Source organism: Kribbella endophytica, assembly GCF_054781295.1.
In genome coordinates, this window is record NZ_BAAGUR010000001.1 from 1,222,777 (window position 1) to 1,236,931 (window position 14,155).

Sequence of the window (14,155 nt, forward strand, 5' to 3'; positions counted from 1 at the left end):
CTCCTCAGGGACTCCTCGGGCGCCGTTCGTGTCGCGGGCGGCGCAACGAACGGGTCCCTGCTTCACGTGCGGTGGGCGTGTCCGCACGGTGCGTAAGACTGCCGCACCGGTTGCCGCGCTGTATACAGCTTTGGCGCGAAATTAACCTTTCTCGGCGCCACCCCATTGGCCGCCGATGGAAGTTCCGGAACCGGCAGCCTCTTGACGTCGCACGACCCCGCTTCGATGGTTAGGAAAGTTTCCTAACTAACTGAAGAGGTGAATGATGCGTAGATTCCGCCCCCTCGCGCTCGCCCTCGCACTGCTGGCCACCGGACTCGGACTCCCGGCCGCCACCACGTCGCCGGCCGCGGCCGCCACCACGACGTACCAGGCCGAGAGCGGCACCCGCAGTCAAGGTGTCGTCGAGTCCAACCACGCCGGGTTCACCGGCTCCGGCTTCGTCAACTACGACAACGTCACGGGCTCGTCGGTCACCCTCACGGTGAACGTCGGCGCGGCCGGCAACGCCACGCTGGCGTTCCGTTCCGCCAACGGCACCGCGGTGAACCGGCCGATGACGATCGCCGTCGACGGCCGGACCGTCGCCACTCCGCAGTTCCCCGGCACCGGCGCCTGGACGAACTGGACCACCACGAACGTCAACACGACGCTCACCGCCGGCACCCACACGATCAAGACCACCGCCACCACCGCGAACGGCGGCCCGAACCTCGACTCCCTGACCGTCACCGACGCCGGTGGCGGCACCGGCGGCGCACCGACCGCCGCGGAGCTGCTGGCCAAGGTGACCAGCTGCAGCCAGATCTCCAACGGCACCTACAAGACCGACGAGGAGCTCGGCCGGACCATCCCGGTCTGCGGAAAGAACGGCGCCGTGTTCTGGAAGGCCGACATGGACATCGACTGCGACGGCGTCCGGACCGACCAGTGCAACGAGAACACCGACTGCTGCTTCCTGCCCGACACCGCGTTCCACACCTCGACCGACCAGCCGCTCAACGCCGCGCAACTGCCGTACGTCGTCGTACCGAGCCCGAGCAGCACCTGGGACTACCGCAACTTCGGCATCGACGGTGGTGGCGTGGTCGCGGTGATCTACAACAACCAGGTCACCTACGCCGTCGTCGGTGACACCGGCCCGACCGAGATCATCGGCGAGGCCTCGTACGCCGCGGCACAGCAGCTCGGCATCAACCCGGACCCGAGCAACGGCGGCACCGACTCCGGCGTCACGTACATCGTGTTCAAGAACTCGACCATCAACCCGATCGAGAACCACACCCTGGCCGTCACCCGCGGCGAGGAGCTCGCGCGGACGTTCGTGAACAACAACTAGAGCACGAGAACCTGGCGGATCGTCGTACCGACCGCGAGCTGGTCGAACGCCTCGTTCAGGTCGCCCAGTGCGACTGTCGAGGTGAGCAGCTTGTCGACCGGGAGGCGACCCGCCAGGTACAGCGCGATGTAGCGCGGAATGTCTCGGCTGGGCACGGCCGAGCCGAGGTACGAGCCCTTGAGCGTGCGTTCCTCCGCGACCAGCGACACCGCCGGGATGCTCAGCAACTGGGACGGATGCGGGAGACCGACGGTCACCGTGGTGCCGCCGCGACGGGTTGCTTCATAGGCCTGGGTCAGGACGGCTGCACTGCCGACGGTCTCGAACGCGTAGTGCGCGCCGCCGGACGTCGCCTCCTTCACCTGCTCCACCACATCGTTGCCTCGGGCATCGATTGCGGCGGTGGCGCCGAGTTCCAGCGCGAGCGCCAGCTTCGCCGGTACGACGTCAACCGCGACGATCGGATGCGCACCGGCCAGTACGGCGCCCAGCAACGCCGACAGCCCGACGCCACCGAGCCCGAAGACGACCGCGCTCTGACCCGGCTGCACCCGCGCGGTGTTCACGACGGCACCGACCCCGGTCATCACCGCGCAGCCGAACAGCGCCGCGATCTCCGGCGGCAGCGACGGATCGATCTTCACCGCCGAGCGCGCCGACACCACCGCGTGGTCGGCGAACCCGGACACACCCAGATGATGATGTACGCCGTCCAACCGCTGCGGCCCGCCGAGCAACGTGCCGGCCGTGTTCGCCGCCGCGCCTGGCTCGCACAGCGCCGCGCGGCCCTCCGCGCACGGCCCGCAGATCCCGCAGGCCGGCACGAACGCGAACCCGACGGTGTCCCCCGGCGCGAACTCAGCAGACTCCGACCGGACCACCTCACCGGTCGCCTCGTGCCCGAGCAGCATCGGCATCACCCGCGGTCGCGAGCCGTCGATCACGGACAGGTCGGAGTGGCACAGCCCGGCCGCACGCACCCGGACGAGCAACTCGCCGGGACCGGGATCGGCCAGCGAGACCTCCTCGATCCGCAGCGGCCGCGACTCGGCGTACGGCCCGGGCAGACCCATCTCCCGCAGTACGGCGCCCTGCACGATCATCAAACGATTCCCTCCAGCGCGGTGCGCAGCTCGTCGGGCAACGGGACCGGGCGACGGTTGTCGCGGTCCACGAACACGTGCACGAAGCGACCGACCGCGGCGGCACCGGAGTCCCCGGAGCGGAACAGCCCGATCTCGTAGGTCACGCTCGAGTTCCCCAGCTTGGCGACCCGCAACCCGGCGTCGACGGTGTCCGGGAAGGCCAGCGACGCCTTGAACGTGCACTGCGACTCCACGCACAACCCGATCACCGGGCCGCCGTGGATGTCCAGCCCGCCGGCCCGGATCAGGAACGCGTTGATCACGGTGTCGAAGAAGCTGTAGTACTCGACGTTGTTGACGTGCCCGTACACGTCGTTGTCCTTCCAGCGCGTGGTGATCGCGTGGAAGTGCGGGAAGGCGCTGCGGTCCACCGGGCCCAGCCTAAGCCGCGACGTACCTACGGTTGCGTAACTTACGGTGCCGTAAGGTAGGGGGATCCGCCGACGAAGGGAACCCTCGGTGTCCGACAAGCTGGTGACCAACCTGCTGCACGAGCTGGAGCCTGTCGTCGAGGAGAACCTCGAGCGGCACCTGGCGATCACCAAGAACTGGAACCCGCACGACTACGTGCCGTGGAGCGAGGGCCGCGACTTCGCGTTCCTCGGCGGCGAGGACTGGGATCCCGAGCAGTCCCGGCTCGACCCGGTGGCCAAGGTCGCGATGATCACCAACCTGCTGACCGAGGACAACCTCCCGTCGTACCACCGCGAGATCGCCACCCAGTTCGGGCTGGACGGCGCCTGGGGGACGTGGGTCGGGCGCTGGACCGCCGAGGAGGGCCGGCACGGGATCGCGCTGCGTGACTACCTGGTGGTCACCCGCGGGGTCGACCCGGTCGAGCTCGAGGTGGCCCGGATGGCGCACATGACCGTCGGTCACGAGGTCGACAAGAACATGCTGGAGGCGATCGCGTACGTCAGCTTCCAGGAGCTCGCCACCCGCGTGTCGCACCGCAACACGGGCAAGGCGACCGGCGACCCGATCGCGGACCAACTGCTGGCGCGGATCGCGACCGACGAGAACCTGCACATGATCTTCTACCGCAACCTGGTCGCCGCCGCGTTCGAGCTGGCGCCGAACGAGACGATGCGGGCCGTCACCAACGAGGTCACCGACTTCTCGATGCCGGGGGCGACGATGGAGGGCTTCGCGCGCAACTCGGTGACGATCGCGAAGGCCGGCATCTACGACCTGCGGCTGCACCACGACGAGGTCGTCGCGCCGATCCTGCGCAACTGGAAGGTCTTCGACCGCGACGACCTGAGCGGCGACGGCGCCAAGGCGCGCGACGAGCTGGCCGAGTTCATGGCCGGGCTGGACGCGCAGGCGACCAAGTTCGTCGAGCAGCGGGACCGGCTGCGTGAGCGGCTGGCCGCTCGCGCGGAGGCCTGAGTACGGCGTACCGCGGTGTCCCGCGTACGACGTACTAGGGTCGCCGCATGACTGATCGGCTGCCGGACGCGGTGATCCTCGACAAGCTCGCCGCGCGGCTGGCGGCGGCGTCGCAGCGTGAGTGGCACGTCGACGGCGACGTCGTCCGCGGCCCGGGCACGGTCGGGGTCACGCTCGGCGAGGACCACACCGGCGAGCCCGGGCATCTGGACCTGAACTTCGTCCTCAACCTGGACCGGCCGGACACCACCACGCTGACCGACTGCGTAATGGGGTACGGCGGCACGGTCGAGGAGTCCGTCGATCGCGCGATCGGCACCTGGCTCGACACGACGGGCAGCGCGGTCTTCGAGCTGCTCGTCCAGGACGGCTCGTTCGCCGGGCACTTCGGCGCCGACGACCCGCGCGGCTTCCCGGGCTGGCACCTGATCCACGGCGGCATCGTCGGGTGGGGCAGCGGTCCCGAACGCGAGGCCGTGCAGCTCTGGGCGCAGGATCACCCGCTCGCTCCGGCGCTCGTGCCGGTGCTGAGCAAGGATCTCGAGCTCACCGGCGGACAACTGGTCGGCATCAAGGTCTTCTTCGGCGGCCGCGAAGGCTCCGAGACGGCCGAGGTCACGGTGAACGGCGAGGTCCACGAGACGGCCGGCGCCGCGCTCGCCGAGCTGGACTGGCCGCGGCCGGTCGACGACCTGAGCTACGCCCGCACGTTCCTCCTCCTGGTGCAGACCTCAACCGGGTAGGTGCGAGCTGCCGTACCGGCGGGCCGACGCGCTCTGCTGAGCCAGTCGCCGGAGCGCTAGCAGCACCGGACCGCCCAGCGCGGTGAGTAGGACGGTCGCTTCGACCGTCTCCTGCCGGTCCCCCGACGATGGGAGATGCCCGACCTCGGCGTCGGCGATCTCGGTCGCGGCCTGCGCGTAGGTCTCCAGCAGGTCGTCGTCCAGGTGATAGCCGACCTTCTCCAGCGCATCGAGCGCGCCGGCGAGCAGCAGGCGGTCCGGGGACTCCGAGAAGACCTGCCACTCGTTCGTAGCGATGAGGTCGTCGACCCGGAGCCGTGACTCGACGGTCGCCGTCAGGTCGTCCGGGATCAGCGCGCCGTGCGCGGCACCGAGCACCTCGTGCAGCTCGCGCGACTCCTCGTCCACCTCGGCGAGCACGCCCCGGACGCGAGCCAGCGACAGGCCGCCCGACTCGACCAGCGCGCGGATCAGCCGCAGGCGTCGTACGTGCGCCTCGTCGTACCGGCTCCTGGTCGCGCCGACCGCTTCACCCGGCGGGAGCAGCCCCTCGCGCAGGTAGTACTTGATCGTCGCCACCGGGACGTCGGTCTGCCGGGACAGCTCCGCGATCCACATCTCGCCTCCTCTTGACTTTTGGAGAGTATCACTCTCCAATATTAGGGAGTAGCACTATCCAATAGAGGAGATCGCCATGATCGAGGGACGACAGACCGCGGCGTACGACGGGGACCTGGTGGTGTTCCTGATCGGGATGCGGGTGAACAAGCTGCGCGCCTGGCGGCAGTGGCTGCCGGTGGCCAAGGCGATGGGCCCGATGCTGCGGGAGCTGACGACGGACCCGGACAGCGGCCTGCTCGGCTTCCGCACGTTCCCCGGGCTGCGCAGCGTCACGATGATCCAGTACTGGGAGTCGACCGAGAAGCTGCAGGCGTTCGCGAACGACGCGCAGCGCACGCACCGGCCGGCCTGGACCGAGTTCTTCAAGCACGCGTACAAGGGCACCAGCGCGGGCATCTGGCACGAGACGTACGTGGTACCGGCCGGGCGGTTCGAGACGATCTACGGCAACATGCCGCTGCTGGGGCTCGGCAAGGTGTCCGGCGTCGTCCCGGTCGGCAGGCGCGGAGCGACCGCAGCGGAGAGGCTCGCGCACCGGTAGAACTACAGTGCAGGCGTGCAGTTCATCCGGGATCTGGGCAGGCTGCTGCGGCGGGGTGACTTCCGGCGACTGTTCGCCGTCCGGCTCAGCTCGCAGTTCGGCGACGGCGTGTTCCAGGTCGCGCTCGCGTCGTACGTGCTGTTCTCGCCCGAACGGGCGCCGGACGCGGCGGCGATCGCGGGACTGTTCGCGGTGGCACTGCTGCCGTACTCCGTGCTCGGACCGTTCACCGGCGTGCTGCTGGACCGCTGGTCGCGGCGGCAGATCCTCTTCGGGGCGAACGTCACCCGCGCGGCTCTGGTCCTGGTCGTCGGCGCGATCGTTGCGGTCGGCAACGCGGGCGCGCCCTTCTACCTGGCCGTACTGCTGACGCTGGGGGTCAACCGGTTCCTGCTGTCCGGGCTTTCGGCCGGGCTGCCGCACGTGGTCGACTCCGACGAACTGGTGATGGCGAACGCGGTCACTCCGACGTCGGGCACGGCCTCCTTCCTGATCGGCGGTGGCGCCGGCGCGGGAGTGAAGCTGCTCCTCGACTCCGACCTCGCAGTGCTCGGTACGACGTCCGCCGTCTATCTCGTCGCGGCGCTGCTCGCGTTGCGGCTCGGCCGCAACCAGCTCGGCCCGGAGCTCAGCGGCGACGAGCCCGGGCTGGTCGAGGCCGTCCGCAGCATCGCCAAGGGACTCGTCGACGGCGGCCGGCACCTGCGCGAACGACGGCAGGCGGCGCTCGGCCTGGCGGCGATCGGGTCGCTGCGGTTCTTCTTCGGGCTCGTCACGGTCGCGATGATCCTGCTGTACCGCAACGAGTTCTACGGTCCCGACCAGCTCGACCAGGCGTTCGGCGCGCTCGCGCTGGCGACCGGATCGGTGGGTGCCGGGCTGTTCCTGGCCGCACTGGTCACGCCGTGGGCGACCCGGGTGATGACGTTGCGGCGGTGGATCACGGTGCTGTTCGTCGCGGCCGCGGTCGTCACGGCGTTCCCCGGCGGGCTCTACACGCAGCCCGCGATCGTGGTCGCCGGGTTCCTCACCGGGTTCTGCGCGCAGGGCGTGAAGATCAGCGTCGACACGCTCGTGCAGACGCAGGTCGACGACGTGTACCGAGGTCGGGTGTTCTCGCTGTACGACATGATCTTCAACGTCGGGCAGGTGTCAGCGGCCGCGCTCGGCGCGCTGATCCTGCCCGACGACGGGAAGTCGTACCCGGTGCTCGCGTTCATCGTGCTCGGGTTCCTGCTGAGCGCTTTCGGCTACGCCCGGCTAAGCGCCCCGGAGCGCGGTGATCGGCTCGATGGCGGAGGCCTTCCAGGCCGGGTAGGTGCCGGCGAGCAGCCCGATCAGGGCGCCCAGTAGCGGCGAGCCGAGCGCGAGCGACGTACTGAGGATCGGCGTCCAGTCGCGTCCCCACGAGACGCCGATCGTGAGCAGCACGCCGACCGCCGTACCGAGCAGGCCGCCGAGGAAGCCGACGATCACGCTCTCGACCAGGAACTGCCCGGCCACGTGTCTTCGTGCGGCGCCGAGGGCTCGGCGTAGACCGATCTCGGAGACGCGTTCGAGCACCGAGAGCAGCGTGACGTTCGCGATGCCGAGACCGCCGACGAGCAGGGCGACCGCGCCGAGCAGCAGGAACAGGGCGTTCAGGTCGGACTCGACGCCCTTCCGGACGCCGCCCTGGACCGGCGGGGCGTCGACCTTGAGCGAGCTCGGGTTGTTCGGGTCGATCGCCACCGGCGACTGACCGGCGATCAGCTGGGCGGCGCCGACCTGGGTCTTGATCTCCAGCGCGTCCGGAGATTCGAGGTCGTACGCCGTCTTCGCGGTGCCGTTGGGCATGATCACGCCGTCGAGCAGTTCGGCCCGGCCAGAGACGCCGTCCAGGATGCCGATCACGGTGTACGCCTGGTCGCCGATGAACACGGCCGGCTGGGAGTCGACCCGGTTGATCCCCAGTTTCTCCGCGGCATGCTTGCCGAGGACAACGACCTTGTCGGCGCGGTTGTCGTGGCCTACGTCGAAGAAGCGTCCGGTGCGGAGCTGAGCCCGTACGGCGTCGAAGAGGCCTGCGGATCCGGCCATCACCTGGAGGGCGTACCCGTCCTTGCCGATCCCCGCGACACTGCGGACCAGGTCGTCGCCGACCTCGAGCATGCTGAACAGACCTGCTGCCTCGACACCGTTCAGGCGCTTGATCCGCTCGGGTGCATCCCACGGCAGCTGGGTGGCCGCCTCACCTTCGGCCTTGTCGTCAGGCTGTACGACGACTCGCGTGGCCGCGGCGAGATCGAAGCGTTGAGTGATCTGGCCGGCTGCTGTCTGTCCGAGGCCTACAGTCCCCACCAGGGCAGCAATTCCGAGCACAGTGCCGAGAGTGGTGAGGACCAACCGAGTCGGACGAGCGGACACTCCCGCGAGAGCCTCGTCGAGAAGGTCTCGCAGAGCCGGGCCGTGCGAGAGTCGCCTCCGCCGACTTGGAGGAGATGCCCTGCCGCCGAGACGGAAGAGCGAGCGCCGGGCGGGCGCGGGGCCGGAGGCCGGGCGCCGCGCGAGACGGGCGCGGAGGCGGGACAGCCGGGAAGTGGACGGCCCGCCGGCGGGATCCGGGGGGCCGGTTCTGGGGGTTACCACTGGAGGGTCCCGTCGACGATGCGGACCTGGCGCTGGGCGCGTTGGCTGACGTGGTCGTCGTGGGTGATGACGGCCAGCGTCATGCCCTCGGCGTGCAGTTCGTCGAAGACCTCGAGGATCGCTTCCGCGTTGGCGGTGTCGAGGTTTCCGGTCGGTTCGTCGGCGAGCAGCAGACTCGGTTCGGCGACCAGTGCGCGGGCGATCGCGACGCGTTGGCGTTCACCACCCGACAGCGTGCGCGGGCCGAACTCCATCCGGTGCGCGAGGCCGACCCGTTCGAGGGCGACGCGGGCGCGGGCCATTCGTTCGCGGCGCGGCACCCCGACGTACACCATCGAGAGCGCGACGTTCTCCAGCACGGTCCGGTGGTCGAGCAGATGGAACGACTGGAAGACGAAGCCGATCCGTTCGCCCCGCAGTACGGCGCGACGCCGCTCGCGCAGGCTCGACGTGTCCACCCCGTCGAGCCGGTAGACGCCGTCGCTCGGATTGTCGAGCAAGCCCAGCAGATGAAGGAGCGTCGACTTGCCGGAGCCGGAGGGCCCGACGATCGACAGGTACTCCCCCTCGCGAATCGTCAGGTCGATGCCCTTGATCGCGCGCACCTCCGGCGGCCCGGGGAAGAATCGCCGTACGCCGATCATCTCCACCACAGGAGCAGGCAGTGCCACCGCGGTGGCCGTCATTTGCCGACCACCACTTGGTCGCCCTCGGTCAGCTTGGCGTCCCCGGTCGCGGTGACCTCGGCGAACCCGTCCGCGGACAACCCGACCTTGACCGGGATCAGCTCGATCTTCCCGTCGCGCAGCACCTCGACCCGCGACGAGCCGTCCGACCCCGCCGACAGCGCGGCCACCGGTACGGCGAGCACCTTGCCGTTCGTGCTCTTCACCGGGATCGTGACCCGCACGTTCGCCTCCCGCAGCCGTTCCAGCTGCGCCGCGGTCAGCGTCTTCGGCGCCACCACCACGTCGAACTGGTCGGCGTTGCGACTGATCCGCCGGACGGTCGCCGCGATGATCGTGCCGTCGCCGAGGTCGAAGCTCGCGGCCATCCCGGTCTTCAGCTGCTCCTTGGTCTGCGCGTCCACCTTGACCGTGACCACAAGCGAGGCACCGCTGACCGACATCACCACGCCGTTGACCACGCCGCCGCGCTCGACCTTCACGTCGTCGACCCGGCGCGGCAGCGACTTCACGAACACCACCTCGGAGACCGGCAGCGGCGTACCAGCCTTGAACTCCGCGTCCTCGAGCTCGTCCTGCGCGTCGTCGAGGTTCTCCGCCGCGTCGTTGACCTGTCCCTGCTCGACCGTGAAGTCCTTCTTTCCCGGTGTCGCCTTGGCTTGTTTCAACGCGGCCTGAGCCTGCCGGAGCGCGTTCTTCGCCTGGTCGACGGCCTTGTCGGCACCGTCGACGGCCTGGGTCAGCTGCTCCTCGGCCTCCGGCGCCTCGTACCCGGCCGCCTCATAGAGCTGCTCGACCGCGTTCGCCGTACCACTGTCGTACTTCGAGTCGACCGTGCCCGGGTCGAACCCGAGCCGATCGAGCGTCTCCTCCAGCTGCAGCACGTCCGGGCCGCGACTCCCCGGACTGAGCGTCCGGTACATCGGCAGTACGCCGGCCAGCCCGATCACCGGTCGCCCGGCGATCTCCAGCAGCACCTTGCCCTCCTTGATCGTCGAGCCGACCGCCGGCACCTTGCCGGTCACCACCGCGGGCGTCTTCAGCCCGCTGGTCTCGACCCGCACGTTCACCGCGCCGTCGAACGACGTGTCGCCGCGCCCGACCACCTTGCTCGCCAGCGCCTTCTTCTCCACCGGCACCGTGATCTGGGACGCCTTCGGCGGCGCGGTCTTCGCGGCCGCGTCCTCCGGCGACTGGATCCGGCTCCCGGCGGCGACGCCGACCCCGAGCGACATCGCCGCCACCGTGGACACCCCGACCAGGACCCGCCGTCGCGACTTGGGTGACGTGCTCACCGCTCGGCCATCGTGTCGCGGTACTGCTCGAGCTCGGTCTTGTGCTGCGCGACGAACTCCTTCTCGTGCTCGTTGCTCGCTTGCTTGTACGACGCGTCGTACGTCTTGGCCTTGCAGCCCTGGTCGGCCTTGGCCAGCTCGATCTCGAACTTGCGCAGGTCGGCCAGCTTGGCGGCGTCGACCTTGTCCAGGGACGGAATGCCGATCGCGACCGACGGCCCGTCGCCCTTGGTCGGCTGGTCCTTCGTCCCGGTCAACTCGTTCAGCTTGGTCGAGACCTGGTTGCGGGCGTCCTCGATCTTCTTGAGCCCGGCGTGCCCGGCGTCGGCCATGCAGTCGGTCCAGGCGCTGGTCGCGTCGACCACACGCTGGTCGCTGTCGACCCGCTTGCGCAGCGCCTCCAGGTCCTTGAACAGCGAGTCGAACTTGCTGAAGTCGGCCATCTTGTCGTCGCTGCCGAAGACCTCCTCGCCGGCCTTGCCGCGGCAGCCCATGTCCTGGGCGGAGGGACGCTCACCGGGCTTGACGCCCTTGACCATGCCGCCGGACGTCGCCATCTCGCCGTTCAGCGCCTTGTCGTAGGCCTTCTGCGCGTTCGGCGACAGCGCCTTGCGGATCTTGGCGTTCGGGTCGGTCTCCTCGTCGTCGCCGGCCGGCTTGCCCCAGTCGATCGTGCTGATCCCGTAGCCGTACTGCTCGGCGAACTTGTCCGGCGGCAGGTTGAAGGCGTCGTTGAACTTGGACTTCTCGTTCGACTCCGGCGGCACCGCGACGTACTGGAAACCGGCGGTCTTCATGCAGGCCGCGATGGAGTCCTCCATCTTGCGCTGCTTGGCCAGCTGCTCCTCGTCGGACCCGCCCCCGCCGGCCCGGGTGACCCGCATCATCCCGCCGCCGTTGCTGAAGCCTTCGCCCATGTACTCCGCGAGCGGGCTCTTGTCGTCGCTCTCCACCGGGTTCTTGTCCGCTCCGGGACTGGTCGCCCCGCAGCCGGCCAGCGCCAGGACCGCGACCAGCGAGAGTGCTTTGCGTGAGTTCTTCATGGCAGCGACTGTGGCCGTGGAGCGATGAAGAACCTGTGAAGGACCGATCAGCACCCGATGCTCTCAGCCGATCTTCATCGGATTCTCATGATGATCAGTCATCGTCGGGACATGCCAGCCCGGATTCTTGTCGCCGAGGACGACCGGAAGCAGGCGGAACTGATCCGGCGCTACCTCGAGCGCGAGGGTCACCTGACGGTCGTGGTGCACGACGGGCGGGCGGCCATCGACGAGGCGCGCCGGCGCAGCCCCGACCTGCTCGTGCTCGACGTGATGATGCCGAAGGTCGACGGCCTCGACGTCTGCCGCGTCCTCCGGGCCGACACCGGCGACGGCGCCGACGTTCCGATCATCATGCTCACCGCGCGCTCGACCGAGGACGACCTGCTGCTCGGCCTCGACCTCGGTGCCGACGACTACCTGACCAAGCCGTACAACCCGCGCGAGCTGGTCGCCCGCGTGCGGACCGTACTGCGGCGCACGCGGATCCGCTCCGAGGGCGAGGTCTACCGGGTCGGCGACCTCGAGATCGACCCGGTGCGGCACGAGATCCGCCTGGCCGGCGAGCTGGTCGAGGCGACCCCGGCGGAGTTCAAGATCCTGGCCTGCCTGGCGGCGTCGCCGGGGCGGGCGTTCTCCCGGCAGCAGCTGCTGGAGCACGCGTTCGGCTTCGACCACTACGTGTTCGACCGGACCATCGACGTGCACGTGATGAACTTGCGCAAGAAGATCGAGGCCGCACCGGGCAACCCGAAGTACCTGCGCACGGTGTACGGCGTGGGCTACAAGCTGGCCGACAAGGTGGTGACCTCCGATGCGTCGTAGCGTCCTGGTCCGGTTCCTCGGACTGTCACTTGTGGTCGCGCTCGGGGCAGTGATCGCAACGGCCCTGATCGCCACCTACAGCACGTCCGAGCAGCTGCAGGGCGAGATCGACACGAACATCTCCCAGCTGGAGGTGGACACCCGGATCTACGCCGACCTCAGCGACTACGCCTCCGACCACGCGTCCTGGGACGGCGTGGACAAGCTGGTCCACCAGCTTGCTGAGGAGACCGGGCGCCGGGTCGCGCTGACCGACGTGGACGGCTCGGCGATCGCCGACTCGGCCAAGATGCTCGGCGCCTCACCGGACCTCCCGTCGGTGCCGGCGGCAACGATCGACGCCCGCAACCAGGGCGGCGGCGCGCTGCTCCGGGCCCAGGCGGTGGCAGGAGTCTCGATCGGGTCGATGGCACCGGTCTCGAAGCCGGCGATGACGGCGGCGTTCCCGGCGGGCTTCGGCCCGTACAAGTCCTGGGGCCTGACCGACCAGGAGCTTCGCGACCGCGAGCAGCTCGCCCAGCAGGCGGCCGAGTGCTACCGCGACCGGGGCATCACCGCGACCGTGTCCAGCGGTGGTGGCGACCTGGCTCCGCAGCTGATGATCGAGAACGGCAAGACGCCCGACGGCGTCGCCGTGATGTCGTTCACCGCGGCGGACTCCGTCCGGCCCGACGCGTGCATCCCGCCTGGCCTGTACGCACCGAGCGCGAAGGCGATCCAGGTCAACGCCGATCAGGTCCAGCGGACCGAGAGCTGTCTCAAGGCGGCCGGCGAGCCGTACCAGCTGACCAAGCAGGACGGGCTCGCCGCGGTGATGCCGCCCGACCGCGAGAGCGGGGTGTCGACGCAGTTCGTCGCCTGTACGACGACCGCGCGGTCCGAGGCGTTGGCGCCGTACGTCGCTCCGACGGCCAAGCTGTACCTCGGGTCGAAGAGCGCGTTCAACGTGTTCTCCACCGAGGGACTGCTGCGGACGGCGGCGACCGCGCTCGGCGTCCTGCTGATCGCGGCCGTCGTGATGATCTTCACCGGCCGGCGGCTGGTCCGCCCGATCCTCGCGCTGACCGGTGCCGCGCAGCGGATGACGAACGGCGACCACGCGGCCCGCGTCCCGGTCTCGGGCAAGGACGAGGTGGCCCGGCTCGGGCACGCGTTCAACGCGATGGCCGCGTCGATCCAGCAGCACGACCACCAGCGCAAGGCGATGGTCAGCGACGTCGCCCACGAGCTGCGCACCCCGCTGGCCAACATCAAGGGCTACCTGGTCGCTTCGGAGGACGGCGTCGTACCGCTCGATCGCGAGCTGGTCACCTCGCTGCTGGAAGAGACCGGCCTGCTCGAGCACCTGGTGGCCGACCTGCAGGACCTCGCTCTGGCCGACGCCGGCATGCTCCGGATCCACCCGGCGACGCGTGACCTGGCCGAGGTGGCCGATCAGGTCGTCGCCGCCCACCGCCCGGCCGCCGAGGCCGCGGGCATCACGTTGACCGCGGCAACCACCGGCGTGGCTCCGGCGGTCGTCGACAGCGCCCGCATCCGGCAGGCCCTCGGCAACCTGGTCTCCAACGCGATCCGCTACTCGCCTGACGGCGGCACCGTCGTTGTCGGCGTACGGCGTTCAGGCGACGACTACCTGCTCACCGTCACCGACAACGGCACGGGCATCGCGCCCGAGCACCTCCCCCACCTGTTCGACCGGTTCTACCGCGTCGAGCACTCCCGCTCCCGCGCCACCGGGGGCAGCGGCCTCGGCCTGGCCATCACCAAGCACCTGGTCGAAGCCCACCAGGGCACGATCACCGCGACCAGCCAACCCGACCACGGCTCCACCTTCACGATTCATCTCCCGGCCCGCCAAGGATCTTCCGCTGGCGGTGACGCGCTGCGACACTGAGCC

14 protein-coding genes are annotated in these 14,155 nt (G+C 69.6%); 7 read left to right on the forward strand and 7 right to left on the reverse strand.

All coding sequences use genetic code 11. The features are described 5' to 3' along the window. Positions 1 to 265 precede the first annotated feature (265 nt). On the forward strand, positions 266 to 1,339 hold the full coding sequence (locus ACYVIO_RS05880; RefSeq protein WP_460649617.1) for a glycoside hydrolase family 75 protein: 1,074 nt from the start codon (positions 266 to 268) through the stop codon (positions 1,337 to 1,339). Here the strand turns inward: ACYVIO_RS05880 and ACYVIO_RS05885 are convergent. Then, a complete protein-coding gene (locus ACYVIO_RS05885; protein WP_460649618.1) occupies positions 1,336 to 2,442 on the reverse strand; it encodes a zinc-dependent alcohol dehydrogenase family protein in 1,107 nt (368 codons plus the stop codon). The two genes, ACYVIO_RS05880 and ACYVIO_RS05885, sit on opposite strands and share 4 nt — an antisense overlap. Continuing rightward, complete coding sequence (locus tag ACYVIO_RS05890) at positions 2,442 to 2,855, reverse strand: acyl-CoA thioesterase (protein WP_460649619.1); 414 nt, start codon at positions 2,853 to 2,855, stop codon at positions 2,442 to 2,444. The genes ACYVIO_RS05885 and ACYVIO_RS05890 overlap by 1 nt, the downstream gene beginning before the upstream one ends. 88 nt (positions 2,856 to 2,943) lie before the next feature. Between ACYVIO_RS05890 and ACYVIO_RS05895 the strand changes: the two genes are divergently transcribed. Both ACYVIO_RS05895 and ACYVIO_RS05900 read left to right on the forward strand, forming a co-directional pair. Beyond that, complete coding sequence (locus tag ACYVIO_RS05895; RefSeq protein ID WP_460649620.1) at positions 2,944 to 3,876, forward strand: acyl-ACP desaturase; 933 nt, start codon at positions 2,944 to 2,946, stop codon at positions 3,874 to 3,876. A 47-nt stretch (positions 3,877 to 3,923) separates the two neighbouring features. Beyond that, entirely contained in the window at positions 3,924 to 4,619 is a 696-nt protein-coding gene (locus ACYVIO_RS05900) for a DUF6348 family protein (protein WP_460649621.1), read from the forward strand. Here ACYVIO_RS05900 and ACYVIO_RS05905 read toward each other — a convergent pair. After that, on the reverse strand, positions 4,608 to 5,237 hold the full coding sequence (locus ACYVIO_RS05905) for a MerR family transcriptional regulator (protein ID WP_460649622.1): 630 nt from the start codon (positions 5,235 to 5,237) through the stop codon (positions 4,608 to 4,610). The genes ACYVIO_RS05900 and ACYVIO_RS05905 overlap by 12 nt on opposite strands. 76 nt (positions 5,238 to 5,313) lie before the next feature. Between ACYVIO_RS05905 and ACYVIO_RS05910 the strand changes: the two genes are divergently transcribed. Together ACYVIO_RS05910 and ACYVIO_RS05915 are read left to right on the forward strand one after the other, a co-directional pair. Continuing rightward, the gene (locus ACYVIO_RS05910; protein WP_460649623.1) at positions 5,314 to 5,781 is read left to right on the forward strand and encodes a DUF4188 domain-containing protein; all 468 of its coding nucleotides are present in this window, start codon (positions 5,314 to 5,316) and stop codon (positions 5,779 to 5,781) included. A 15-nt stretch (positions 5,782 to 5,796) separates the two neighbouring features. Then, complete coding sequence (locus ACYVIO_RS05915; protein ID WP_460649624.1) at positions 5,797 to 7,134, forward strand: MFS transporter; 1,338 nt, start codon at positions 5,797 to 5,799, stop codon at positions 7,132 to 7,134. Here ACYVIO_RS05915 and ACYVIO_RS05920 read toward each other — a convergent pair. Genes ACYVIO_RS05920 through ACYVIO_RS05935 form a run of 4 tightly spaced genes read right to left on the reverse strand, consistent with a single transcriptional unit; the run spans position 7,042 to position 11,433 of the window. Next, positions 7,042 to 8,409 carry an ABC transporter permease gene (locus tag ACYVIO_RS05920; protein ID WP_460649625.1) on the reverse strand — a complete coding sequence of 456 codons (1,368 nt, stop codon included), beginning with the start codon at positions 8,407 to 8,409 and terminating at the stop codon, positions 7,042 to 7,044. The genes ACYVIO_RS05915 and ACYVIO_RS05920 overlap by 93 nt on opposite strands. Beyond that, positions 8,403 to 9,095, reverse strand: a complete 693-nt coding sequence (locus ACYVIO_RS05925; protein WP_460649626.1) for an ABC transporter ATP-binding protein — start codon at positions 9,093 to 9,095, stop codon at positions 8,403 to 8,405. The genes ACYVIO_RS05920 and ACYVIO_RS05925 overlap by 7 nt, the downstream gene beginning before the upstream one ends. Continuing rightward, entirely contained in the window at positions 9,092 to 10,390 is a 1,299-nt protein-coding gene (locus ACYVIO_RS05930) for a peptidoglycan-binding protein (RefSeq protein WP_460649627.1), read from the reverse strand. The genes ACYVIO_RS05925 and ACYVIO_RS05930 overlap by 4 nt, the downstream gene beginning before the upstream one ends. Next, positions 10,387 to 11,433: a hypothetical protein gene (locus ACYVIO_RS05935; RefSeq protein WP_460649628.1), complete on the reverse strand. Its 1,047-nt coding sequence runs from the start codon at positions 11,431 to 11,433 to the stop codon at positions 10,387 to 10,389. The genes ACYVIO_RS05930 and ACYVIO_RS05935 overlap by 4 nt, the downstream gene beginning before the upstream one ends. A gap of 111 nt (positions 11,434 to 11,544) precedes the next feature. On the opposite strand from ACYVIO_RS05935, the gene ACYVIO_RS05940 reads away from it, so the two are divergent. Both ACYVIO_RS05940 and ACYVIO_RS05945 read left to right on the forward strand, forming a co-directional pair. Beyond that, positions 11,545 to 12,258: a response regulator transcription factor gene (locus tag ACYVIO_RS05940; RefSeq protein ID WP_460649629.1), complete on the forward strand. Its 714-nt coding sequence runs from the start codon at positions 11,545 to 11,547 to the stop codon at positions 12,256 to 12,258. After that, on the forward strand, positions 12,248 to 14,152 hold the full coding sequence (locus tag ACYVIO_RS05945; protein ID WP_460649630.1) for a sensor histidine kinase: 1,905 nt from the start codon (positions 12,248 to 12,250) through the stop codon (positions 14,150 to 14,152). The genes ACYVIO_RS05940 and ACYVIO_RS05945 overlap by 11 nt, the downstream gene beginning before the upstream one ends. Positions 14,153 to 14,155: the final 3 nt, after the last annotated feature.

What these genes read in the sequence shown, in the direction of transcription:
- ACYVIO_RS05880 (WP_460649617.1), top strand. Translation starts at nt 266, where the DNA reads ATGCGTAGATTCCGCCCCCTCGCGCTCGCCCTCGCACTGCTGGCCACC.
- ACYVIO_RS05885 (WP_460649618.1), bottom strand. Translation starts at nt 2,442, where the DNA reads ATGATCGTGCAGGGCGCCGTACTGCGGGAGATGGGTCTGCCCGGGCCG.
- ACYVIO_RS05900 (WP_460649621.1), top strand. Translation starts at nt 3,924, where the DNA reads ATGACTGATCGGCTGCCGGACGCGGTGATCCTCGACAAGCTCGCCGCG.
- ACYVIO_RS05905 (WP_460649622.1), bottom strand. Translation starts at nt 5,237, where the DNA reads ATGTGGATCGCGGAGCTGTCCCGGCAGACCGACGTCCCGGTGGCGACG.
- ACYVIO_RS05910 (WP_460649623.1), top strand. Translation starts at nt 5,314, where the DNA reads ATGATCGAGGGACGACAGACCGCGGCGTACGACGGGGACCTGGTGGTG.
- ACYVIO_RS05925 (WP_460649626.1), bottom strand. Translation starts at nt 9,095, where the DNA reads ATGACGGCCACCGCGGTGGCACTGCCTGCTCCTGTGGTGGAGATGATC.
- ACYVIO_RS05935 (WP_460649628.1), bottom strand. Translation starts at nt 11,433, where the DNA reads ATGAAGAACTCACGCAAAGCACTCTCGCTGGTCGCGGTCCTGGCGCTG.
- ACYVIO_RS05940 (WP_460649629.1), top strand. Translation starts at nt 11,545, where the DNA reads ATGCCAGCCCGGATTCTTGTCGCCGAGGACGACCGGAAGCAGGCGGAA.
- ACYVIO_RS05945 (WP_460649630.1), top strand. Translation starts at nt 12,248, where the DNA reads ATGCGTCGTAGCGTCCTGGTCCGGTTCCTCGGACTGTCACTTGTGGTC.